The organism is Microbacterium sp. ZXT2-5 (assembly GCF_055329545.1).
The window spans coordinates 2,265,791-2,286,437 of record NZ_JBUZWD010000001.1; the positions used below are offsets into that span (position 1 = coordinate 2,265,791).

Here is a 20,647-nt window from a genome sequence, read left to right on the forward strand (position 1 = left end):
GAGTCGGTCAGGGAGCGGGGGTCCGGGCGGCGGCAGTCGTCGACTCCTCGCCGGCGAGACGCCGCAGGCGGTCGCGGGCGAAATCCTGTGCGCGGGGACCGCGGGCGAGCGCCCGCGCCGAGACCGCCAGCACGAGGCGCGTCGCCGTCACGACCGGCAGCGGTGTGCGGCGCAGGCCGAGCAGGCGCCGGTACCGGACGGGAAGGCTCGCCACCGCTGCGGCGAACAGCACCCGGTACGCGATGCGCATCATGCCGGTGAAGGGCGCGCGTCTGAGGAACCGCACGACGTCGTCCACGCGTTCGTCCCGGCGCAGCTCGCCGCGCGCGAGGTAGCCGTCCATGCGGGCGTGCAGATCGGCCTCGGTGAGCGGCGGGTCGTCGAGCCCCATGAGCCGACCGGCCTGCGCCCACTCGCGGACGTACGCGTCCGGCCCGCCCGGGATCGGGCCGCCCCAGCGCTCGTGCGCGCCGAGGAACGCCTCGGTGAAGGCGAGGTGCACCCAGTCGACGAGATCGGCGTCCGCTGCAGAGTACGATCGCGTGCCCGACGCCGACTCGTACGAGCCCTGCACGCGCTCGTGCAGCCGCGCGACGCGGCCCGTCTCGCGGGCCGCCTGCGCGGTCGATCCGTAGGTGACGCAGATGATCCACCGCACTGTGCCGGTCAGGCGCCCGATGGGGTCGTCCCGGTAGCGCGAGAAGTCGTGGACGCCCGCCATCGCTCCCGGATGCAGCGCCTGGAGGAGCAGGGCACGGATGCCGGCGACGAACGTCCCCGTTCCCGCGTGCACGGTCCACACCGCGCCGCCGTCCGCGAACCAGCCCGCATCGTCGCCGTCGGCGAGGGCGCGCACCCACGCCGGCGTGCCGTCGGGATCACCCGAGAGCGCCGTCAGCAGCCGGGCGCGGAGCGTCGGCCGGCCCTCGGTGCGAGATCGTGCGCCCATGGCTCCAGCGTGCCACGGCCCGCGGCGGTGAGGGCTCACGCGGACGGCGCCCGGGTGGACTCCCGGATGATGAGGTGCGTCGGGATCGGGGTGTCCTCGGTGACGCTGTCGGGCTCCTCCACCGCGATCAGCACCTTCTGCATGATCAGCTCGCCGAGGGTGCCGAAGTCCTGCCGGACGGTGGTCAGCGGCGGGTAGAGATAGCCCGCTTCGGGCACGTCGTCGAAGCCCACGACGCTCACGTCCTCGGGCACGCGCAGCCCCCGCTCCCGCAGCGCCGACATCAGCCCGATCGCCATGTGGTCGTTCCCCACGAAAACGGCCGATCCCGCCGCGATGTCGAGGTCCAGGCCCACCCGATGCCCGCTGGCTGCCGACCAGTCGCCGTGCCGGGGCTCGACGACCTGAAGCCGACGCTCGGCCAGCTCGTCGCGCCACCCGCGGATGCGCTCCAGCGCATCGGGTGCGCGGGTGGGGCCGGCGAGGTGGAGGATGCGGGTGTGGCCCAGCTCCGCGAGATGGCGCACGGCCGACCTCGCCCCGCGGTACTGGTCGATCGAGACGATGTGGGGGCTGCGCCGGGCGGTGGCCGTCGCCGCGACGAGCGGAATGCTCAGATCCAGGCCGTGCACCACCTCGAGCACCCCGATGTCGACGACGATGAGCACGATCGCGTCGACCCGCTGCCGCAGCAGCCCCTCCACCACGCCCTTGATCGCGGCGGGGTCCGGATCCACGGCACTGACCGTGTCGACGCTGTACCGCGCGGCGCGGGCGGCGAAGTTGAAGTGGGTCGCGATCGACGTGGGGCCGTAGTCCGGCACGCCCGGCGTGACCAGGCCGATGGTGCGCGTCCGGCGGGTGACCAGGGCGCGGGCGGCAGGGGAGGGGCTGTAGCGCAGCTGCGCGATGGCCTGCTCCACGCGCGCTCGGGTCGCCGGGCGCACGTTGGGCAGGTCGTTGATCACGCGCGACACCGTCTGGTGCGACACGCCGGCGAGGCGGGCGACGTCGAAGATGTTCGCGGCCCGCGTGGATCCGTCGTCGGCCGTCACCCGCGGGTCAGTCATCGAGCTCTTCCGGTCGGGCCACGAGCGCGAGCAGGGAGTCGACGGTCAGCGAGTCGGACGGCAGCGTGTCGACGATGCGCCCGTCGCGCAGGATGGCGACCCGGTGCCCGACGCGCAGCACCTCTTCGAGCTCCGCCGAGATGAACATCACCGAGAGCCCGTTGGCCGCCATCTCCCCGACCAGGTTCTGGATCTCGACCTTCGCTCCGACGTCGATCCCGCGTGTCGGCTCGTCGAGCACGAGCACGCGCGGCGAGAGGGCGAGCAGGCGGGCGAGCAGCACCTTCTGCTGGTTGCCCCCGGACAGCGTGCCGGCGGGGCGATCGAGATCCGGCGGCCGGATGTCGAGCGCCTCGACCCAGCTCGCCGCCAGCTCGCGCTGCCGCGCCGGCGGGATGCGACGCATCATCCCGCGGTCGGCCTGCAGGGCCAGCGTGATGTTCTCGAGCACGCTCAGTTCGCTGATGATGCCCTCCGTCCGGCGGTTCTCGGAGGAGTAGACCACGCCGAGCGACATCGCCGAGCGGGGGCCGGTCGGAGCCTTGCCGGACCCCTCGATGCGGATGACGCCGCTGTCGATCCGGTCGATGCCGGTGATCGCGCGCGCCAGCTCGGTCCGCCCCGAGCCGAGGAGCCCGGCCACGCCGAGGACGTCGCCCTCGTGCAGCTCGACGTCCGCGTCGCGGATGCCCGCGCCGGCCGAGACGCCTCGCGCGGTGAGGGACGGATGCCGCTCCTCGAGCGCGCCCTCCGCGCGGGGCGCGGCGGTGAGGGCGGCGGCGCTCCGGCCCAGCATGGCCTGCACGAGGTCGATGCGCAGCAGTTCCCGGGTGAGGTACTCGCCGATGAACCGGCCGTCACGCAGCACCGTGACGCGATCGCAGAGCTCGTAGACCTGATCGAGGAAGTGCGACACGAACAGGATCGCGACACCGCGCTGCTTCAGATCGCGCACGACGCGGAACAGCTCGGCGACCTCGTCCAGGTCGAGGCTCGACGTCGGCTCGTCCAGCACGAGCACGCGCACGTCGGCGGAGATCGCCCGCGCGATCGCGACCAGCTGCTGCACAGCGAGCGAGTGGGTGCCGAGCCGCGACGCCGGGTCGATGTCGAGGCCGAGGTCGGCCAGCGCATCGTGGGCCTCGCGGCGCATGCGGCGCCAGTCGATCGCCCCGGCTCTGCGCGGCTCCCGGCCGAGCGCGATGTTCTCGGCCACCGACACGTTGGGGAGAAGGTCGATCTCCTGGTAGACCGTGCTGATCCCGGCGCGCTGGGCGTCGTGCGGGGAGGAGAAGCGCATCACCTCGCCGCCCAGCGTCAGCACGCCGGCGTCGAGCGGAAGGGCGCCCGTGATCGCCTTGATGAGGGTCGACTTCCCGGCGCCGTTCTCGCCCATCAGCGAATGGACCTCGCCGGGGAACAGCCGGAAGTCGACGCCGTCGATCGCGGCATCCGCTCCGAAGCGCACCGTCGCCCCGGAGAGCTGCAGCAGCGGCCGCGCCATCTCCATCAGGCCATTATCCCGGCGGAGAGGGGCGCGACCGCTGTGCGCGGACGTGGTGTCACCGCCTATCTTCGGCGCTGCGAGCGTGCGACGATCACCCGCTGCACCACGATGAACACCAGCAGCAGCGCCCCGATGATGATCTGCGTCCACGCCTGCTCGGCGCCCATGAACGAGATCAGCTTCTTGATCGTGCCGTAGACCAAGACGCCGATCAGCGAGCCGAGCACATAGCCGGTGCCGCCGGTGAGCAGCGTGCCTCCGATGACCACGGCCGCGATCGCGTCGAGCTCGGTGCCGATGCCGTTGCGGGGGTATCCGGCGCCGGAGTAGGCCGTGAGCAGCAGGCCGGCCAGTCCGCCGCAGACGCCGCTGACCACGTAGACCACGATCTTCGTGCGGGCGACGCTCAGGCCCATGAGTCGCGCGGACTGCTCGTTCCCGCCGATCGCGTAGACGGTGCGGCCGAAGCGCGTCCAGAGCAGCACCACGAATGCGACCGCGACCGTGGCGAGCGCGATGATCCCGGTCGGCGTGATGTACCACCCGCCGAGGCTGAAGCGCGTGCGCTGCAGCCACAGGACCGCCGGATCCTCCACGCGGATGGACGAGAGGCTCACCACGAAGGCCAGGCCGCGGGCGAGGAACAGGCCCGCGAGCGACGCGATGAAGGGCTGGACGTCGAAGTACTGCACGAGGACGCCGATCAGCAGGCCGATGGCGGCTCCCGCGACGAGCATGATCGGCACCGCGATCGCCGCCGGCACCCCCTGCGAGAGCAGGCTGGCTCCCAGGATGCCGGTGAAGGCCATGACCGATCCCACCGACAGGTCGATGCCGCCGGTGAGGATCACGAAGGTCAGGCCGACGGCCAGCACCACGAGATAGGCGTTATCCAGGAGCAGCGCGGAGATGTTCCCGGGGCTGAGGAAGCGCGGGAAGCGGGACTGCGCGCCGACGAGCAGCACGAGGAGGATCGCGACGGCGGCGAAGGTCGGCATCAGCGAGGCGTGCCGGCTCATGAAGGTGGCGTAGCGCGACGGGGTCGCCGTGCGACGCGCCGTCATCTCGAGGCTCCGGGTCATGACGTGACCCCCGTCCGGTCGTCGGCCGCGGATCTGTTGCGGGCGCGCGCCGCGCGCAGCGCCCCCCGTGCCCAGCGATGAAGGCGCGGGGACTGCACGAGGACGACGACGATGACGACGATGGCGAAGAACACGGGGCTCTGCGCGGAGGGCACGCCGAGGAACAGGATGGTCGCCTCCAGGGTCTGGATCGTGAGCACGCCGATGACCGTCCCGGCGATCGTGAACTTGCCTCCCATGAGAGAGGTGCCGCCGAGCACCACCGCGAGGATCGCGTAGAGCTCGATGAAGAGGCCTGCCGCGTTCGCATCCGCTGCGCGGATGTTGGAGCTGTAGATGACACCGGCGATGCCGGCGAGCAGGCCGCTGACCACGTACGCGCCGAACACGATGCCGCGCGCGCGGACGCCGGCCAGCCGGCTCGCCTCGGGATTGATGCCCACGGCCTCCGTCAGGACGCCGAGCGCGGTGCGCCGCTCCATGAGGCCTGTCACGGCGACGGCCGCGACCCAGATCAGGAACGCGAAGGGCAGGGCGAGCAGGTAGCCGGTGGCGATGAACTCGTACGGCTCGCTGTTCACCGTCGTGATGAATCCCTCCGTGATCAGCAGGGCAACCCCGCGCCCGGCGAGCATCAGCACGAGGGTGGCGATGATCGGCTGGATGCCGACGACCGCGACGAGGAACCCGTTCCACACGCCGAGCACCAGCGCGACCGCGAGGGACACCAGCAGGGCGACGAGCACCGTGCCGAGATCGCCCGGGTCCGGCGAGGCGTCGATGATCGTCAGCGCGACCGCGCCGGAGACCGCCATGATGGCGCCGACGGAGAGGTCGATGCCGCGCGTGGCGATCACGATCGTCATGCCCAGGGCCACGAGCATCAGCGGCGCACTGTTGCGCAGGATGTCGATGAGCGCCCCGTACAGCTCGCCGTCCCGGACGGTCACCAGGATGAACTGCGGCCGCGCGATCGCGTTGATCGCGATCAGGATCACCAGCGCGGCCGCCGGCCAGAACAGCCGGTGCTTCATGATCGCTCTCATGCGGCGCTCTCCTCGGTCTGGTGGGCGATGTAGTCGATGAGTCCGTCGAGATCCACCTCGCGGCTGTCGAGCTCCCCGATCTTGCGCCGGTCGCGCATCACGACGATGCGCTGCGCGATCCGCAGCACCTCTTCGAGCTCCGACGAGATGAAGATGACGGAGAGTCCTCGGGCGCTCAGCTCGGCGACCTTGCGCTGGATGTCGGCCTTGGCGCCGACGTCGATGCCCCGCGTGGGCTCGTCCAGGACGATCAGCTCCGGCGCCGTGGCCAGCCACCGGGCGAGCAGGACCTTCTGCTGGTTGCCGCCGGAGAGGTTCCCCGCGGGCATGTCGGGATCGGCCGGGCGCACGCCGAGGGCCGCGATGTACTCCGCGACGATGGCATCCGCCTCGCTCTGGGGGATCCGTCGCATCGCGCCGCGGCGGGCCTGGATGCCGAGCACGATGTTCTCCGCCACCGTCAGGTCGGAGATGATGCCTTCGGCGCGGCGGTTCTCCGACGAGAACGCGATCCGATTCTCGATGGCGTGCCGAGGGGTGGCGTGCTTCGCCGGGCGGCCGTTCACCTCGATCCGGCCGCTCTCGGCGCGGTCGGCTCCGTAGAGGAGTCGGACCAGCTCCGTCCGCCCGGATCCGAGCAGGCCCGCGACGCCGACGACCTCTCCCTCGTACACCTCGATGTCGACCGGTTCGAGCGACCCGCGTCTGCCGACACCGGTCGCGCGCAGCACCGGGGTCGCCGAGCGATCGATGGAGCGATCGGCCACCGAGGCGAGCGCGGCGAGCTCGTCGAGCTCGCGGCCGATCATCCTGCTGACCAGTTCGCCCCGCGGAAGCTCGTCGACCGCGTACTCGCCGACGAGCCGCCCGTTGCGCAGGACGGTGATGCGATCGGAGATCTCGTAGATCTGGTCGAGGAAGTGGCTGACGAAGAGGATCGCGACACCCTTGCCGCGCAGCTCCCGCACCACGTCGAACAGCTGCTCCACCTCGCCGCGGTCCAGGCTCGACGTCGGCTCATCCAGGATGAGGACCTTCGCGTCGAGCACCATGGCGCGCGCGATCGCGATCAGCTGCTGGATGGCGATGGAATGGCTCGACAGCGCGGAGCGGGTGTCGAGGTTCAGCCCCAGGCTCTCCAGCTGGTCGGCTGCCCGCCGATGTGCGGCCTTCCAGTCGATGCCGGTGGCGGTGCGCGGCTCGTGGCCGAGCATCACGTTCTCTCCCACGGAGAGGTTCGCGCAGAGGTTGACCTCCTGATACACCGTGGAGATCCCGGCGTCCTGCGCGTCGGCCGTGCTGGTGAATCGGCGCGGCCGCCCGCCGACGACGATCTCGCCGGCATCCACCGGGTACACCCCCGTGAGGGCCTTGATGAGAGTCGACTTCCCTGCGCCGTTCTCGCCCATGAGCGAGTGGACCTCGCCGGGGCGCAGCGAGAAATCGACGTCGTCCAGTGCGAGCACACCGGGGAATCGGATGGTGATCCCGGTCATCTCGACGACCGGCGGGACTGCGGTGTCCGCGGACATGTGACTCAGCTGCCTTTCCGGGCTTCATCGTCGGCACGCCGCCGGGGGCCCGTGGGCCGCCCGGCGGGGTGCTCTCGACCTACCTTGGTACAGGATCGATGCGCCGGCGATCAGTAGGGACGGCTGTCGATGACCTCGGCGGCCTGCTCCTGGGTGAAGGTCTGGTCTTCGACGTAGACCTCCTTCTCGACCTCCTCGCCGGCGAGCACGTCCTTGACGAGTCCCGCCGCAAGCTCTCCGAGCAGCGGGTTGCACTCGACGATGTAGTTGATCTTCCCGTCGACGAGCGCCTGCATGCCGTCCTTGACGGCATCGATCGACACGATCTGGATGTCGACGCCGGGTTCTGCCCCCGCCGCCTCGATGGCCTCGATCGCGCCGAGCGCCATGTCGTCGTTGTGCGCATAGACCAGGTCGATGCCGTCGGCGCCGTACTTCTGGAGGAAGCCCTCCATGACGGTCTTCCCGCCGTCGCGGGTGAAGTCGCCCGTCTGCGAGTCGATCTTCTCGATCGCCGTTCCTTCGACGGCCTCGTCGAAGCCCGCCGCGCGGTCGTTGGCGGGGGCCGATCCCGTCGTGCCCTCGAGCACGACCATCTTCGTCGGGGTGTCGCCGAACGTCTCGGCCGCCCACTCCCCGGCCATGACGCCTTCCTTCTTGAAGTCCAGGCCGACCCAGCTCGCGTAGAGGTCGTCGGGCGCCGAGACGGTGCGGTCCTCGAGGACAACCGGGATGCCGGCATCCGCCGCCTCCTGCAGCACGTCGTCCCAGCCGTCCTCCACGATCGGCGCGATGACGATGGCGTCGACGCCCTGGTTGATGAAATCGCGCACGGCGGCGATCTGGGCAGCGGTGTCGTTGTCTGCCGCGTTGAAGACCAGCTCGAAGCCGTTGTCGGCCGAGAAGGCCTCCTTCATCGACTCGGTGTTCGCCGAGCGCCAGCCCGACTCCGAACCGGTCTGGGCGAAGCCGACGGTGATGACCGCGTCGCCGCCGCTCCCGGCGTCGCCCCCGTCAGCGTCTCCGCTCGCGCAGCCGGTCGCGGTGAGGGCCAGGGCCCCCAGAAGCGCGAACCCGGCGAGAAGCTTGTTCCTGCTCATTCCAAAACCTCCTCGTTCTGGTCCGGCATCGCTGCCGGCTCGTTGTTGTGCGAGTCGCTGCTGTGCGACTCCGACGCTGGAGATGTTAGCCCTCACATTCCGGTCGCTGGCAAGATGTTAGCGGTAACAGTTCCATAACGCGAGAGCCGCGCATGAGATTCGTCTCCGGCCGGACAGCCTCGCGCAACGGTGGAAGTGAGGGATAACATCCGTCGCAAAGGGTGCTGGGCGCGCGACCGGCGGCAGCGGCTGCCCGCGCGGCGAGGCGGATAGGGTGAGCGCGATGAGCGAGCCGCGAGCGAGTGCCCCGTCGTCCAGCCGTGTGGGCGTGCGCGACGTCGCCCGCGCGGCGGGGGTCTCGACGCAGACGGTGTCGCGCGTCATCAACGAGCAGCCGAACATCCGGCCCGAGACCCGGGACCGCGTCCTGCGCGCCATCGCCGATCTCGGGTACCGCGTCAACAACGCCGCCCGAGCGCTCGGCACGCGCACCACGCGCACCTTCGGGGTGATCGCGTCCGACGCGACGCTGTACGGGCCGGCCGTCGGCATCGCCGCGCTGGAGGCGGCCGCACGCGAGTCCGGGCGGTGGATCGCGACGGCATACGCGGATGCCTCGGACGAGGCATCCGTCCGCGACGCGGCCGATCGCCTGCTCGGGCAGGGGGTCGACGGGCTCATCGTCCTGGCCCCGCACGCCGCGACGCTGCCCGCGCTGGTGGACGCGCACGCCGGGATCGCCGTCGCGGCACTGCACTCCGGGCAGGGCGCCTCCCCGCAGGAGGCGGGAGCGGCGCTCGCCGTCACGCACCTGCTCGCCCTCGGCCACCGGCGCATCGCACGCGTCGCCGGTCCCGACGACTGGCTCGAGGCCCGTTCTCGCGAGGCCGGCGCGCTGCGGGCGCTGGCCGAGGCGGGGATCGAGCCCGGCCGGCGATGGAGCGGCGACTGGACCGCCGCCGCCGGCGCGGCGATCGCGCGCGAGGTGGCCGCCGCGGTCAGGGCATTTGAGGGGCCGACGGCCATCGCGGTGGCCAACGACCAGATGGCCCTGGGGCTCATCGCGGGCCTGCGCCACGCACAGCTGGACGTCCCGGGCGACGTGAGCGTCGCCGGATTCGACGACAACCCGGATGCCGCGTTCTATCGCCCCGCGCTCACCACCGTCGGACTCGATCTCGCCGGCGAGGCCCGCCGTGCCGTCGCCGAGGTGCTCGGCGCACCGGCGCCGGCCGTCTCGCCCCCGCGGCTGGTCGTCCGGGCGTCCACAGCGCCGCCCCGCTGAACGCGGGCGTCGAACAACCGGTCCGAATCGTCGGTGTTACCGGTAACATGGCGTCCCGGGCGACGCTCTGCCCGACTTCTCGACACGAGACCCGATGGAGGACCCCGTGACCAGCCCCGACCCGGCGACGCCGCCGCCCTCGTTCTCCGCCGAGGTGGAGGCGTCCATCGCCGCCGTCCGTGCCGAGGTGGCGTCGCTCCACGCCGAGCTCGTGCGATACGGCCTGATCGTGTGGACGGGCGGGAACGTGTCGGGACGCGTGCCCGGAGCCGACCTGTTCGTCATCAAGCCGTCCGGCGTCTCGTACGACGACCTCGCGCCGGAGAACATGATCCTCTGCGACCTCGACGGTGACGTCATCCCCGGAACGCCGGGGAGCGACCGCAGCCCGTCGAGCGACACCGCCGCGCACGCGTACGTCTACCGGCACATGCCCGAGGTCGGGGGAGTCGTGCACACCCACTCGACGTTCGCGGTGGCATGGGCCGCGCGCGGCGAGGAGATCCCCTGCGTCATCACCGCGATGGCCGACGAGTTCGGTGGGCCCGTCCCGGTCGGGCCGTTCGCCATCATCGGCGACGACTCCATCGGCCGCGGCATCGTCGAGACCCTCACCGGACACCGCTCGCGCGCCGTGCTGATGCAGAACCACGGACCGTTCACGATCGGGGTGTCGGCGAAGGACGCCGTCAAGGCCGCCGTCATGGTCGAGGACGTCGCCCGCACGGTGCACTACGCCCGCGAGGCCGGCCCGCTCATCCCCATCCCGCAGGAGGCCATCGACCGCCTCTACGACCGGTACCAGAACGTCTACGGTCAGAGCTCGGACGAGCGTCGCAGCGGTGCCGACGACGGTGCGGAAGAGGCCGGCCGGTGAGCGCCGACGCGATCCGGGCCGGGCGCACGGCGCTCGGCATCGAACTGGGCTCGACCCGCATCAAGGCGTGCCTCGTGGATGCCGACGACCCGGCGAACGTGCTCGCCGTGGGCTCGCACGCGTGGGAGAACCGCTACGAGTCGGGCCTGTGGACCTATTCGCTCGACGAGGTCTGGTCGGGGCTGCAGGACGCGTACGCCGAGCTCGTCTCCGACGCCCGGCAGCGCCACGGCGTGGCGCCCGGGACGTTCGGGGCTATCGGCGTCTCGGCGATGATGCACGGCTATCTCGCCTTCGACGAGGCGGGGGCGCTTCTCGTGCCGTTCCGCACGTGGCGCAACACGAACACCGGCGCCGCGGCGGCGGAGCTCACCGAGGCGTTCGGCGTGAACATCCCGCTGAGGTGGTCGATCGCACACCTGCACCAGGCGGTCATCGACGGCGAGGCGCACGTCCCCGCCCTCCGGTTCGCCACCACACTCGCCGGCTACGTCCACTGGAAGCTGACGGGCGAGAAGGTGCTCGGCGTCGGAGACGCCTCGGGGATGTTCCCGATCGGCGCCGGGACCGCCGGCTACGACACCGCGCTGCTCGCACGCTACGACGACCTCGCCGCCGGTCGTCTGCCGGTGGCCGGCGTCGCGGAGCTCCTGCCCGAGATCCGCGTCGCCGGAGAAGCCGCCGGCGCGCTGACGGCCGAAGGGGCGGCGCTGCTCGACCCGTCCGGAGCGCTGCGCCCCGGCATCCCGTTCTGCGCCCCCGAAGGCGACGCCGGCACCGGCATGGTCGCGACCAACGCCGTCGCCCCGCGGACCGGCAACGTCAGTGCGGGCACGAGCATCTTCGCGATGGTCGTGCTCGAGCGGCCGCTCGAGCGCGTGCACCACGAGCTCGACCTCGTGACGACCCCCTCCGGCGATGCGGTGGCCATGGTCCACTGCAACAACGGCGCCAGCGAGCTCGCCGCCTGGGCGGGGATGTTCGCGCGGTTCGCCGAGGCGTCCGGTCGCCCGCTCGCCGACGACGCCGTGTACGAGACGCTCTTCCGCGAGGCGCTCGAAGGCGAGGCGGATGCCGGCGGGCTGCTGGCCTACAACCACCTCGCCGGCGAGCCGATCGCCGGGCTCGCCGAGGGGCGTCCGCTGTTCGTGCGCACGCCCGACAGTCGGCTCACGCTGGCGAATGCGATGCGCGCGCACCTCTACGGCGTCTTCGGCACGCTGGCGCTGGGCATGCGCGTGCTCGAGGACGAAGGGGTCGGCCTCGACCGCATGTTCGCGCACGGCGGCATGTTCCGCACCGCGGGCGTCGCGCAGCGCTTCCTCGCGGGCGCGCTCGGCGCTCCCGTCTCGGTCGGCGACACCGCCTCCGAAGGCGGCGCGTGGGGGATCGCCGTGCTGGCCGCGTACGCGCGGGCGGTGGCGAGCACGGATGCCTCGGCCGAGGCATCCGTCATCTCGCTGTCGTCCTATCTCGACGCGCGGGTCTTCGCCGACGCCGCCGTCGAGACCGCCGACCCGGAACCCGCCGACGTCGCCGGGTTCGCCGCCTACCTCGACCGCTACCGAGCCGGCCTCGCCGTCGAAGCCGCCGCGGTCACCGCTCTCTGAAACCCGAAGGAACAACGATGACCCGCACGCCCCTGTCCACCTCGCTCGACACCTACGAGGTCTGGTTCGTCACCGGCAGCCAGAACCTCTACGGCGAAGAGACCCTGCGCCAGGTCGCGGAGCAGTCCCAGGCCGTGGCCGAGGGTCTGGCCGGCCTCCCGGTCAAGGTCGTGTGGAAGCCGGTTCTGAAGGACTCGGACTCGATCCGCCGCCTCGCCCTCGACGTCAACGCCCGCGACGACGTCATCGGCGTCGTGGCGTGGATGCACACGTTCAGCCCGGCGAAGATGTGGATCGCGGGACTCGACGCACTCCGCAAGCCGCTGCTGCACCTGCACACGCAGGCGAACGTGGAGCTGCCGTGGGCCGACATCGACTTCGACTTCATGAATCTGAACCAGGCCGCGCACGGCGACCGCGAGTTCGGGTACATCCAGACCCGGCTGGGTGTGGCGCGCAAGACGGTCGTGGGTCACGTCTCCAACCCGGCGGTGCGGCAGCAGGTGGAGGACTGGCAGCGCGCCGCCGCAGGCTGGGCGGCGTCGCGGTCGCTCAAGCTCGCCCGCTTCGGCGACAACATGCGCTACGTCGCGGTCACCGAGGGCGACAAGACCGAGGCGGAGCTGCGGTTCGGGGTGCAGGTGAACACGTGGGGCGTGAACGAGCTCGTCGCCGCCGTGGAGGCCCAGACCGACGCGGATGTCGACGCGCTGGTGCAGGCGTACCTCGATGAGTACGACGTCGCGGCCGAGCTGCGGCCCGACGGCGACCGCCACCAGTCACTGCGCGACGGCGCCGCCATCGAGCTCGGCCTGCGGTCGTTCCTCGAGGAGGGCGGCTTCGGCGCGTTCACCACGTCATTCGAGGACCTCGGCGCGCTGAAGCAGCTGCCGGGCCTGGCGGTGCAGCGGCTCATGGCCGAGGGGTACGGATTCGGCGCCGAGGGCGACTGGAAGACCGCGATCCTGGTCCGGATCGCCAACGTCATGGGTGCGGGCCTCCCCGGCGGGGCGAGTCTGATGGAGGACTACACCTACGACCTCGTCGCCGGAGACGAGAAGATCCTCGGCGCGCACATGCTCGAGGTCTCGCCGTCGCTGACCACCGCGAAGCCGCGTCTCGAGGTGCACGCGCTCGGCATCGGCGGCAAGGACGACCCGGTGCGCCTGGTCTTCACCGCCGACCCCGGCCCCGCGCTCGTCGTCGCGATGAGCGACATGCGCGACCGGTTCCGCCTCGTCGCCAACGTCGTCGAGAACGTCGACGCCCCCGACCTGCCCAAGCTCCCCGTGGGCCGGGCGGTGTGGAAGCCGGCACCGGACTTCGCCACCAGCGCCGCCTGCTGGCTCGCCGCCGGCGCCGCACACCACACCGTGATGACCACCGCGGTCGGCATCGAGGTGTTCCGCGACTTCGCCGACATCGCCGCCACCGAGCTCGTCGTCATCGACGAGGACACCACCGTGCGCGGCTTCCAGCGCGAGCTGCGCTGGAACCAGGCGTACTACCGCCTCGCCCAGGGGCTCTGACCTTCGTATCCCCGAGTTCGAAGCGCCCCGAACCTCGCCGCTACTCTGGTTGGCGGCATCCGCCCCCTTCCGCAAGGAGCCCACATGGCACGTCCCCCCGCTTCCGGAACCCAGCACGCGCTGCGTGCGGGTGACTACGAGGCCGTCGTCGCGAGCGTCGGTGCGACGCTGCGCTCGCTCACCTACCGGGGCCGCGACCTCGTCGTGCCGTTCGAGGCCGACGAGGTGCGTCCGGCGCATCGAGGTGCGACCCTCGCACCGTGGCCCAACCGCGTGGTCGACGGCACCTACTCGTTCGGCGGCCGCGACTTCCAGCTGCCCCTCACTGAGCCGGCGCGCTCGCACGCGCTGCACGGCCTGGCGACGTGGCTCGACTTCGAGGCCATCGACAAGGGGCCCGACCACGTGACGCTCGCCGCCGTCATCCAGCCGCAGACGTTCTACCCGTGGCGCCTGGTCATCACGACGACGTTCTCGCTGGGTCCTGACGGCCTCACGCAGTCGGTCACCGCTCACAACGAGAGCGAGCAGCCGGCGCCCTGGGGGACCGGGCCGCACCCGTACCTCGTTGCCGGGGACGGTCGCGTCGACGGCTGGACGCTCGAGCTGCCCGCCGCTCAGGTGCTCGCAGTCACCCCCGACCGCCTCATCCCCACCGGCCTGGTCGCGGTGGATGCCGACGACCCCGAGCGGTTCGACTTCCGCTCGCCGCGGGTCATCGGCTCCGCCGAGATCGACCACGCGTACTCCGGACTGATCCGCGATGCCGACGGCTACGCCACGGTTCGCGTGACGGATGCCGCGGGCTCCGGCGTGCAGATGACGTGGGATGCCACGTGCCCCTGGGTGCAGGTGCACACCGCCGACAAGCCCGACCCGGCGCAGAGCCGTCTCGGGCTCGCCGTCGAGCCGATGACGTGCGCACCGGATGCCTTCAACGCCTCGTCGTACGACTACGACGCCGGTCTCATCGAGATCGAGCCGGCGGCATCCGTCACCGCGTCCTGGCGCATCGCCGCGATCGACTGATCTCTGCCGTGACCTGACGAAGGCGGAGCCGGCCCCCCGGGCGGCTCCGCCTTCTTCAGGTGCGGGTCAGTTGTCCCGCAGGTCTTCCTTGATGTCGTTGCGCGTCTTCACCGAGTCTCGCTCGCGCTCGGCTTTGCGAACCTCGGCATCCGCCTTCATCTCGTCGACCTTGTCGCCGATGCGATCTGTCGTGTCTTCGAATCCACGCTTGACCTTTTCGCCGACGGCCTCGGCCGTCTCTTTGGCGTCATCCATGAATCCCATCGGTCACTCCTCTCGAGAGGGATGTGACTCCGACGCTACGTGGGACCCCCGCTTTCAGAGGGGGGCCTTGATTCCCCGGCCCGGGTCCGCTAGAGCGGCAGCGCAGGGGAGTCGACGTCGTCGCCCGCGGCCTCTCGTTCTTCCGGACTCGCGAACGCCCGGCGGACGCTAGCCTTTTCGAGGGAGGTGCGATGGGCAAGACCGCAGAGGCGATCGCCGAAGGGGTGTCCATCGCGTCCGCCGCCGCTCGGCTGGCCATCCGCAACCGGATCCTCGTCGAGACGATCGCACACGACGCGCCGTTCGACGTGGCGACGTTCACGCCGTTCGCCCACGAGACGCTGATCGCGCTGGCCGACGAGCAGGACCAGGCGGCCGCGCTCGTGAGGAGCCAGCGCAAGAAGGCCTGGGGCAAGTTCACCGACCCCGACGGCACGCACGACTACCGCGACCGCGACACCCGCAACCTGCGCCGGAGGGGCCGTCAGTACGCCGGCGTCGCCCACGCGCTGCGTCGCATGGCCGACGACCCGCACGTGGTGCGCACGCTCATCGAGCAGTCCCGCGACGCCGCCTGGGGCGACGTCGAGGCCAACCTCCAGCGAAGGCTGCGCGTCGAGGGCATGCGACCAGAGCTCGACCCCGACTACGACCGCATGCGGGCCGCGCGCATGCAGTCGATCCGCCTGGTCGACCTCCCGCGTCTGGCCTCCCACAAGCGCCATCAGGATGCGAAGACGGATGCCGCGCCCTCCGGCCCGACCCCGACTCCCTCTCCGCGCATCTCCGGCATCGACGCCAGCGAGCTCGACTCCTGACGCCAGCGCGACGGCCGGCGAGGGGCGGACACGCCCGGGAATCCGGCATCCTCCCGCCGATTCGCGCCGTGGGTGGCCGTGAGGTATTCTTGACGACGTTGTGCGCTGCTGCGAACGACATGCGCCCGTAGCTCAATGGATAGAGCATCTGACTACGGATCAGAAGGTTAGGGGTTCGAGTCCCTTCGGGCGCGCACTGTGTTGAGACAGTGACCTCGAGAAGAGCGCCGGTTCGCCGGCGCTCTTCTTGTTTCTGCGGTCCATCGCTGGGTTGGCGGCAACGGAGTCAGGATCCGACGATCGAGCGTCGGCGCCGCGCGGTTGATTACTCGGTCGGCGCGAGTGACGGCCACAACGTGGCGACGATGTCTTCCGTGTAACCGTCCGGCGCGAAGTTGGTCCAGTGCGTGGCGACCCAGCCGGTATCCCGGAAGTAGTGCGTCTCTCCCACGGTGGCGTAGAGTTCCCCGTCGACGAAGACGTCCTCCCGGGTCCGGCAGATCGTGCCCTCGGCGTGCTGCTTGCACGTCATCCCGGACTCGACGGCGGCCTGCGCGACTGATGTCGATTGCCCCGAATCCACCATGGTGACGTTGGTCGAGAGTCCGTACTCGGATGCCCCGCCCCAGGTGCACCGGAGAGTCGGGGCCTCTTCGAGTACCTCCCGGCCGGCCGCCAGCTCCGTGGACGGCGTGGTATGCAGGGGATCGTTGAGCGGCGGCGCCGTGGCTGTCAGGTGGGCGAACATCGCGTCGGAGTAGATGTCTGCGCACGCTCCCGGAAGCACCAGGGCGGTCGCCCCATCGTCAGAAGGGGCGGCAGACGAAGAAGGAGTCCCCCTCGGCGGAGGTGGGCTGGATGCGGTCGGCGGGGTGCTGACGGAAGCCTCGGGTGGCGTCGCGCAGGCGGCGAGCGCCACGACGAGGAGCGCCACGCCTGCGAGGGCGGACACGGTGCGTACCGCGTGCCGGTCGATGGTTGCCACGGCGTCTCCCGAAGCTCGAGGGAAGTCCGCGTAGGCCTCGAAGGCATTCGATTGCGCCGCGTCCGCGCCGACCCGCCAGGCGGGGAACGCCCCGACGACCTTCCCGTTTCCCTCGAATGGTTCGGCAGCGGCGGAAGGGATGTCGGTCGACCGCTTGATGATCTCGTTGTCTGCGCTCATACCAAGTAGTGTCCGGATCGGGCCGAGACGGTTCACGATGCATCGTGCCACCGACTGCGGTCGCTCACGAGGGTCCATCGCCGACCCCGGCGATCGTAGGCTGCGGTCCCCTTCGTCCTTGGACATGGCCGGCGACCGCCGTCTGTGACCAGCCCAGGGATCAGATATCCCCGACGTGCCAGGTCGCCCCCAACCACGACGATCCGCATAGTGGACCTCGCGGTCCTCGGCGTTACAGGTGGATGTGGATGCGGTAGAGGCTGGTGGATGCGGTGATGTAAAGCGTCGTACCGTCCTCGCCGCCGAAGCAGACGTTGGACACGATCTCGGGAACGGGGATCGCGCCGACACGGGCACCCTCCGCATCGAAGACGACGACGCCGGTGGCGCTGGATGCCCAGACGCGCCCGCGGGCGTCGACGCGCAGGCCGTCGCACACTCCGTCCTCGATCAGCGCGAAGGTGTCTCCCTGATCGCATGCGCCGTCGTGCACGCGGTAGCGGCGGATGTGGTGGGGGACGCCCGGCTGCGTGGCCCCTGCCGTGTCCGACACGTAGAGGACCGTCTCGTCCGGTGAGAACGCGAGTCCGTTCGGATGCACCATATCGGTGATCACCGGCCGCAGCTCTCCCATCCGCTCGTCGAAGCGGAACACGAAGCATCCTTCGTACTCGGGCGCCGCGGCGTGTCCTTCGTGATCGGAAAGGATGCCGTAGGGCGGATCGGTGAACCAGATCGCGCCGTCCGAAGCGACCACCACGTCGTTCGGCGAATTGAAGCGCACACCGTCCCACCGATCGACGATCGGCGTCACGACCCCGTCGACGTCGCGCTCGATCCGGCGCAGTCCGTGCGAGCACTGCACGACCCGACCCTCGAGATCGAGGGTCCGACCGTTCGTGAACTCGACTCCGGCTCGATACACGTCTACGCCCCCGGTCGCGGCGTCGAACTGCAGGATCCTGTCGTTCGGGATATCGCTCCAGCGCACGGCTCCAGCATCCGGGAGCCAGACCGGTCCCTCGGCCCACGCCATACCGGTGTACAGGCGCTCCAGCTGTGCACCCGGCTGAATCAGAGGCGTGGTCTCGGTCATTCCAGGGTCAACTCTCCCGGGGGCAGGGCGCAGGCTCAAGACGCAGGCTGAGCGAAGTGCAGAAGGAGCAGCTGCGGACGGCCGGAGACCGCGCGCGCCGCGTCAGGTACGTATGCCAACAGGGACCATGGCCACGCCGGCCAGTCGCCGATCTCGGCGCTCGGCCTCGGCAGCGGCGAGTCGTCCCAGTGGAGGGCGGGCTCCTCGACGGCGCGCAGCTCGAGTCCCGCGGCGAGCGCGGCCCGAAGATAGTCGCCGAGGGGATGCCGGAATGCCGGGGCTAGGCGGCGCTCGCCGTCGGGTCCCAGACCCTTGATGCCCGAGCCGATCGTGGTGAGCTCGCGATGCACGTCTGAGATGAGGAGCGCGCCACCCGGGCGCAGCACGCGGGCGAACTCGGCGAACACCGGGCCGAGATCGCTGATGTGGACGAGCGCGAGCGCGCACACGACCACATCGACCGATCGGTCGGCGAGAGGCAGTCGATCGACTGATCCCAGGTGGAAGTCGCCCTCCGGGACACGCTCTCGAGCCAGTTCGAGCATGTCCTGTGACCCGTCGACGCCGATCACGATGTGGCCGAGGTCGGCGAGGATCCGCGCGAATCGGCCTGTGCCGCACGCGGCATCCAGGGCGACGCCACCCTCGCGGTGCGCCAGCCATTCGGTGATGACCGGCTCGTCGATCGCGAAGAGGCCACCGCCCGCATTCGCGTCGTAATCAGATGCTTGCTGCTGATAGGCGACGTCAGCGGCCACGCGCTCCGCGAGCACCCCACGATTCTGGAGTTTCCCGTCGGCGAGCAATCGGCGGATCTCGGCGACCCGGTCTTCGACGAAGGCTTGATCGTGGTCACCGGCCCATGCGTCGAGCAGAGCGGACCCTTCGATGCCGAGCAGATATGCAAGAGGGTCGTGATAGATCACGATCAAGGAGCGTAGCCAGCGCCACGCGCGCAGACCAAGGCACGGCTACTTCCTTCGGGCACCCGTTGAGGGAGATCAACGGCCGCAGCGCACGCATGTCCGTCGGGTAGCGCGCATACGTGGCGATCGCCGGTCGAGGGCCGAGCCGGCGAATCCAGGCAGCCTCCCCAGTGCGGAGCGCTCAGGTGCGAGGCCGTTGAGCATTGCGACTGCCACGATCGGCGCCAGGGCCCCTCTTCTTGTTTCTGCTGCAGGTCGCCTCCCTTCTTGTTCCTCATGCCGTCCGGCTGCTGCCATGCGGTCGAGTGGCGGGACCGGGTCAGACGGCCGGTTCCGGCTGCACGACATCCGGGAGTTCGGGGACGAGCACGAGCACGATGTCCTGGACTTTCCAGTCGATCTCGATGCACGCGAGCCGGGCGCTCTCGAGGTGATCCATCGAAGGCGGCTGACCCTCGCGCGGGACGACGAACGCCTCGATGTGGAACACGTGCCCCTCGTCGCGCGTACGGCACCCCGCTTCGGCGACCCACGGCAGTCCGCGAAGGTACTTCTCCACCTCTCGGCCGACGGGGTGCGGCTTCTTGTCGTCGAAGGTGGTCGCGCGCTCATCCATCAGGTCGAGGGTCGCGGCGCGCAGATTGCGGAAGCCGTCGTGGAGGATGCTCCCGGAGATGAAGAGTGCGGCGACGTAGTCGAGCCACCAGAGCCCGATGCCGACGCCGGCGACGCCCACGATGGAACCGGCCGCTGTCATCCAGTCGGCCTTGTTCATGTCGGCGTCGGCGTAGAGCACCTTGTTGTGCAGCTCGCGTGCGAGCTTCAGCTTTGCCCGCCCGATGATGACGGGTGGCACGGCGATGACGGCCATGACGCCGATCATCAGCCACCCGAGCCAGATCACCTGGCCGAACAGCACGACGGTTCCGATCGTCGGGTGCTCGCCGCGAAGGAGCCCCGTACCCGAATCGATGATGAGGAAGGTTCCCATCCCTGTGAGCGCCACCGCGGCCACGAGATGCCCGACCCCCACCGACCGGTGAAAGCCGTAGGGATGGTCGGGAGTGGGTGGCCTCCGGTTGATCCGTACCGCGATGAGGAAAGCGATCGGAGGGATGAATGACAGCAGGTCTTCGAGCCAGGCGGCCTTCATCGCCTGCGAGTTGCCGAGCACGAGGAACACGAGGATGACACTGACGGCGAGAAAGCCGATCGTGATCCACTCGAGCCGGATGGCCCGATGCAGGACCTGGACCTGCTTCTCAGGCAGCTTGGTCCTGCCGAAGCTGATGCTCATCGCAACCTCGCAGCCTCGTGCGTGAGGAAGGTCTCGAGGCTGGTGAGGAACGCGTTCTCGCCCATCGGGACCAGCATCACGAGCTTGTGCCTCTTCCCGTCCTCGTCGGTGAATTCGCCGTACGGCCTCGTCACGCCCGCTTTGTCCGCCCACGGCGTGGCATCAGTCAGCCCGCCGATCACGAGATCGACATCCTCCCGCTCCAGCGCCCGCACCAGTGCCTCTTCGGAGCCGACCGTCCACTCGATCTCCGCGTCGACCGTCTCGGCGAACGACTCGACAAGCGCAGCCTCTGAGCCGGCCACCGCGTCTCCGGTGACGGAGGTGAAGTCGCCGTTGGGGGACACGCCGACGTTCAGGGTGCCGCCCGACACGCGATCCAATGTGCCTTGGGGATCCGCGGGAACGGCGGCGCATCCGGTCAGCAGGAGCAGCGATGTCGTCAGCGCCAGGACTCTCCGCATG

General features: G+C 70.3%; 19 protein-coding genes and 1 tRNA gene. 7 read left to right on the forward strand and 13 right to left on the reverse strand.

Going from position 1 to position 20,647, the window contains the following annotated elements:
* Positions 1-7 precede the first annotated feature (7 nt).
* The 7 genes from ACZBH1_RS09865 to ACZBH1_RS09895 form a co-directional block, all read right to left on the reverse strand.
* Positions 8-949, reverse strand: coding sequence for an oxygenase MpaB family protein (locus ACZBH1_RS09865; RefSeq protein WP_463646274.1), 942 nt, complete (start codon positions 947-949; stop codon positions 8-10).
* A 35-nt stretch (positions 950-984) separates the two neighbouring features.
* The gene (locus ACZBH1_RS09870) at positions 985-2,019 is read right to left on the reverse strand and encodes a LacI family DNA-binding transcriptional regulator (protein ID WP_463646275.1); all 1,035 of its coding nucleotides are present in this window, start codon (positions 2,017-2,019) and stop codon (positions 985-987) included.
* The gene (locus tag ACZBH1_RS09875; protein WP_336394681.1) at positions 2,012-3,529 is read right to left on the reverse strand and encodes a sugar ABC transporter ATP-binding protein; all 1,518 of its coding nucleotides are present in this window, start codon (positions 3,527-3,529) and stop codon (positions 2,012-2,014) included. The genes ACZBH1_RS09870 and ACZBH1_RS09875 overlap by 8 nt, the downstream gene beginning before the upstream one ends.
* A 59-nt stretch (positions 3,530-3,588) precedes the next feature.
* Positions 3,589-4,608: an ABC transporter permease subunit gene (locus tag ACZBH1_RS09880; protein WP_336394682.1), complete on the reverse strand. Its 1,020-nt coding sequence runs from the start codon at positions 4,606-4,608 to the stop codon at positions 3,589-3,591.
* Positions 4,605-5,654: an ABC transporter permease gene (locus ACZBH1_RS09885; RefSeq protein ID WP_336394683.1), complete on the reverse strand. Its 1,050-nt coding sequence runs from the start codon at positions 5,652-5,654 to the stop codon at positions 4,605-4,607. The genes ACZBH1_RS09880 and ACZBH1_RS09885 overlap by 4 nt, the downstream gene beginning before the upstream one ends.
* Positions 5,651-7,186: a sugar ABC transporter ATP-binding protein gene (locus tag ACZBH1_RS09890; protein WP_463646276.1), complete on the reverse strand. Its 1,536-nt coding sequence runs from the start codon at positions 7,184-7,186 to the stop codon at positions 5,651-5,653. Before ACZBH1_RS09890 ends, ACZBH1_RS09885 begins: the two co-directional genes overlap by 4 nt.
* A gap of 110 nt (positions 7,187-7,296) precedes the next feature.
* On the reverse strand, positions 7,297-8,286 hold the full coding sequence (locus tag ACZBH1_RS09895; protein WP_463646277.1) for an ABC transporter substrate-binding protein: 990 nt from the start codon (positions 8,284-8,286) through the stop codon (positions 7,297-7,299).
* 283 nt (positions 8,287-8,569) lie between these two features.
* On the opposite strand from ACZBH1_RS09895, the gene ACZBH1_RS09900 reads away from it, so the two are divergent.
* The 5 genes from ACZBH1_RS09900 (at position 8,570) to ACZBH1_RS09920 (ending at position 14,616) form a co-directional block, all read left to right on the forward strand.
* Positions 8,570-9,571 carry a LacI family DNA-binding transcriptional regulator gene (locus tag ACZBH1_RS09900; protein WP_463646278.1) on the forward strand — a complete coding sequence of 334 codons (1,002 nt, stop codon included), beginning with the start codon at positions 8,570-8,572 and terminating at the stop codon, positions 9,569-9,571.
* 94 nt (positions 9,572-9,665) lie between these two features.
* Complete coding sequence (locus tag ACZBH1_RS09905) at positions 9,666-10,448, forward strand: L-ribulose-5-phosphate 4-epimerase (protein WP_463646279.1); 783 nt, start codon at positions 9,666-9,668, stop codon at positions 10,446-10,448.
* Positions 10,445-12,058, forward strand: a complete 1,614-nt coding sequence (locus ACZBH1_RS09910; RefSeq protein ID WP_463646280.1) for a xylulokinase — start codon at positions 10,445-10,447, stop codon at positions 12,056-12,058. The genes ACZBH1_RS09905 and ACZBH1_RS09910 overlap by 4 nt, the downstream gene beginning before the upstream one ends.
* Before the next feature lie 17 nt (positions 12,059-12,075).
* Positions 12,076-13,587 (forward strand): L-arabinose isomerase, encoded by a 1,512-nt coding sequence (araA, locus tag ACZBH1_RS09915; protein WP_463646281.1) that lies wholly within the window; start codon positions 12,076-12,078, stop codon positions 13,585-13,587.
* Between the two features lie 84 nt (positions 13,588-13,671).
* A complete protein-coding gene (locus ACZBH1_RS09920; protein ID WP_463646282.1) occupies positions 13,672-14,616 on the forward strand; it encodes an aldose 1-epimerase family protein in 945 nt (314 codons plus the stop codon).
* A gap of 66 nt (positions 14,617-14,682) precedes the next feature.
* On the opposite strand, the gene ACZBH1_RS09925 is transcribed toward ACZBH1_RS09920, so the two are convergent.
* The gene (locus ACZBH1_RS09925) at positions 14,683-14,871 is read right to left on the reverse strand and encodes a hypothetical protein (protein ID WP_452324713.1); all 189 of its coding nucleotides are present in this window, start codon (positions 14,869-14,871) and stop codon (positions 14,683-14,685) included.
* A 200-nt stretch (positions 14,872-15,071) separates the two neighbouring features.
* Between ACZBH1_RS09925 and ACZBH1_RS09930 the strand changes: the two genes are divergently transcribed.
* The gene (locus tag ACZBH1_RS09930) at positions 15,072-15,698 is read left to right on the forward strand and encodes an asparagine synthase (RefSeq protein WP_336394692.1); all 627 of its coding nucleotides are present in this window, start codon (positions 15,072-15,074) and stop codon (positions 15,696-15,698) included.
* 121 nt (positions 15,699-15,819) lie between these two features.
* Positions 15,820-15,892, forward strand: a tRNA-Arg gene (locus ACZBH1_RS09935).
* A 131-nt stretch (positions 15,893-16,023) separates the two neighbouring features.
* Here ACZBH1_RS09935 and ACZBH1_RS09940 read toward each other — a convergent pair.
* The 5 genes from ACZBH1_RS09940 to ACZBH1_RS09960 form a co-directional block, all read right to left on the reverse strand.
* Positions 16,024-16,863: a hypothetical protein gene (locus tag ACZBH1_RS09940; RefSeq protein WP_336394693.1), complete on the reverse strand. Its 840-nt coding sequence runs from the start codon at positions 16,861-16,863 to the stop codon at positions 16,024-16,026.
* A 232-nt stretch (positions 16,864-17,095) separates the two neighbouring features.
* Positions 17,096-17,959: an SMP-30/gluconolactonase/LRE family protein gene (locus ACZBH1_RS09945; RefSeq protein ID WP_452324711.1), complete on the reverse strand. Its 864-nt coding sequence runs from the start codon at positions 17,957-17,959 to the stop codon at positions 17,096-17,098.
* A gap of 35 nt (positions 17,960-17,994) precedes the next feature.
* The gene (locus ACZBH1_RS09950) at positions 17,995-18,885 is read right to left on the reverse strand and encodes a class I SAM-dependent methyltransferase (protein WP_463646283.1); all 891 of its coding nucleotides are present in this window, start codon (positions 18,883-18,885) and stop codon (positions 17,995-17,997) included.
* 319 nt (positions 18,886-19,204) lie between these two features.
* Positions 19,205-20,182: a cation diffusion facilitator family transporter gene (locus ACZBH1_RS09955; RefSeq protein ID WP_336394696.1), complete on the reverse strand. Its 978-nt coding sequence runs from the start codon at positions 20,180-20,182 to the stop codon at positions 19,205-19,207.
* Positions 20,179-20,646 carry a transglycosylase SLT domain-containing protein gene (locus ACZBH1_RS09960; RefSeq protein WP_336394697.1) on the reverse strand — a complete coding sequence of 156 codons (468 nt, stop codon included), beginning with the start codon at positions 20,644-20,646 and terminating at the stop codon, positions 20,179-20,181. The genes ACZBH1_RS09955 and ACZBH1_RS09960 overlap by 4 nt, the downstream gene beginning before the upstream one ends.
* Position 20,647: the final 1 nt, after the last annotated feature.

Bases quoted from the DNA above. Each gene is read 5' to 3' on its own strand.
- ACZBH1_RS09930 (WP_336394692.1), top strand. From the start codon at position 15,072: ATGGGCAAGACCGCAGAGGCGATCGCCGAAGGGGTGTCCATCGCGTCC.
- ACZBH1_RS09945 (WP_452324711.1), bottom strand. From the start codon at position 17,959: ATGACCGAGACCACGCCTCTGATTCAGCCGGGTGCACAGCTGGAGCGC.
- ACZBH1_RS09865 (WP_463646274.1), bottom strand. From the start codon at position 949: ATGGGCGCACGATCTCGCACCGAGGGCCGGCCGACGCTCCGCGCCCGG.
- ACZBH1_RS09870 (WP_463646275.1), bottom strand. From the start codon at position 2,019: ATGACTGACCCGCGGGTGACGGCCGACGACGGATCCACGCGGGCCGCG.
- ACZBH1_RS09890 (WP_463646276.1), bottom strand. From the start codon at position 7,186: ATGTCCGCGGACACCGCAGTCCCGCCGGTCGTCGAGATGACCGGGATC.
- ACZBH1_RS09955 (WP_336394696.1), bottom strand. From the start codon at position 20,182: ATGAGCATCAGCTTCGGCAGGACCAAGCTGCCTGAGAAGCAGGTCCAG.
- ACZBH1_RS09925 (WP_452324713.1), bottom strand. From the start codon at position 14,871: ATGGATGACGCCAAAGAGACGGCCGAGGCCGTCGGCGAAAAGGTCAAG.
- ACZBH1_RS09920 (WP_463646282.1), top strand. From the start codon at position 13,672: ATGGCACGTCCCCCCGCTTCCGGAACCCAGCACGCGCTGCGTGCGGGT.
- ACZBH1_RS09905 (WP_463646279.1), top strand. From the start codon at position 9,666: ATGGAGGACCCCGTGACCAGCCCCGACCCGGCGACGCCGCCGCCCTCG.
- ACZBH1_RS09940 (WP_336394693.1), bottom strand. From the start codon at position 16,863: ATGAGCGCAGACAACGAGATCATCAAGCGGTCGACCGACATCCCTTCC.
- ACZBH1_RS09895 (WP_463646277.1), bottom strand. From the start codon at position 8,286: ATGAGCAGGAACAAGCTTCTCGCCGGGTTCGCGCTTCTGGGGGCCCTG.
- ACZBH1_RS09900 (WP_463646278.1), top strand. From the start codon at position 8,570: ATGAGCGAGCCGCGAGCGAGTGCCCCGTCGTCCAGCCGTGTGGGCGTG.
- ACZBH1_RS09885 (WP_336394683.1), bottom strand. From the start codon at position 5,654: ATGAGAGCGATCATGAAGCACCGGCTGTTCTGGCCGGCGGCCGCGCTG.
- ACZBH1_RS09960 (WP_336394697.1), bottom strand. From the start codon at position 20,646: ATGCGGAGAGTCCTGGCGCTGACGACATCGCTGCTCCTGCTGACCGGA.
- ACZBH1_RS09880 (WP_336394682.1), bottom strand. From the start codon at position 4,608: ATGACCCGGAGCCTCGAGATGACGGCGCGTCGCACGGCGACCCCGTCG.
- ACZBH1_RS09875 (WP_336394681.1), bottom strand. From the start codon at position 3,529: ATGGAGATGGCGCGGCCGCTGCTGCAGCTCTCCGGGGCGACGGTGCGC.
- araA (WP_463646281.1), top strand. From the start codon at position 12,076: ATGACCCGCACGCCCCTGTCCACCTCGCTCGACACCTACGAGGTCTGG.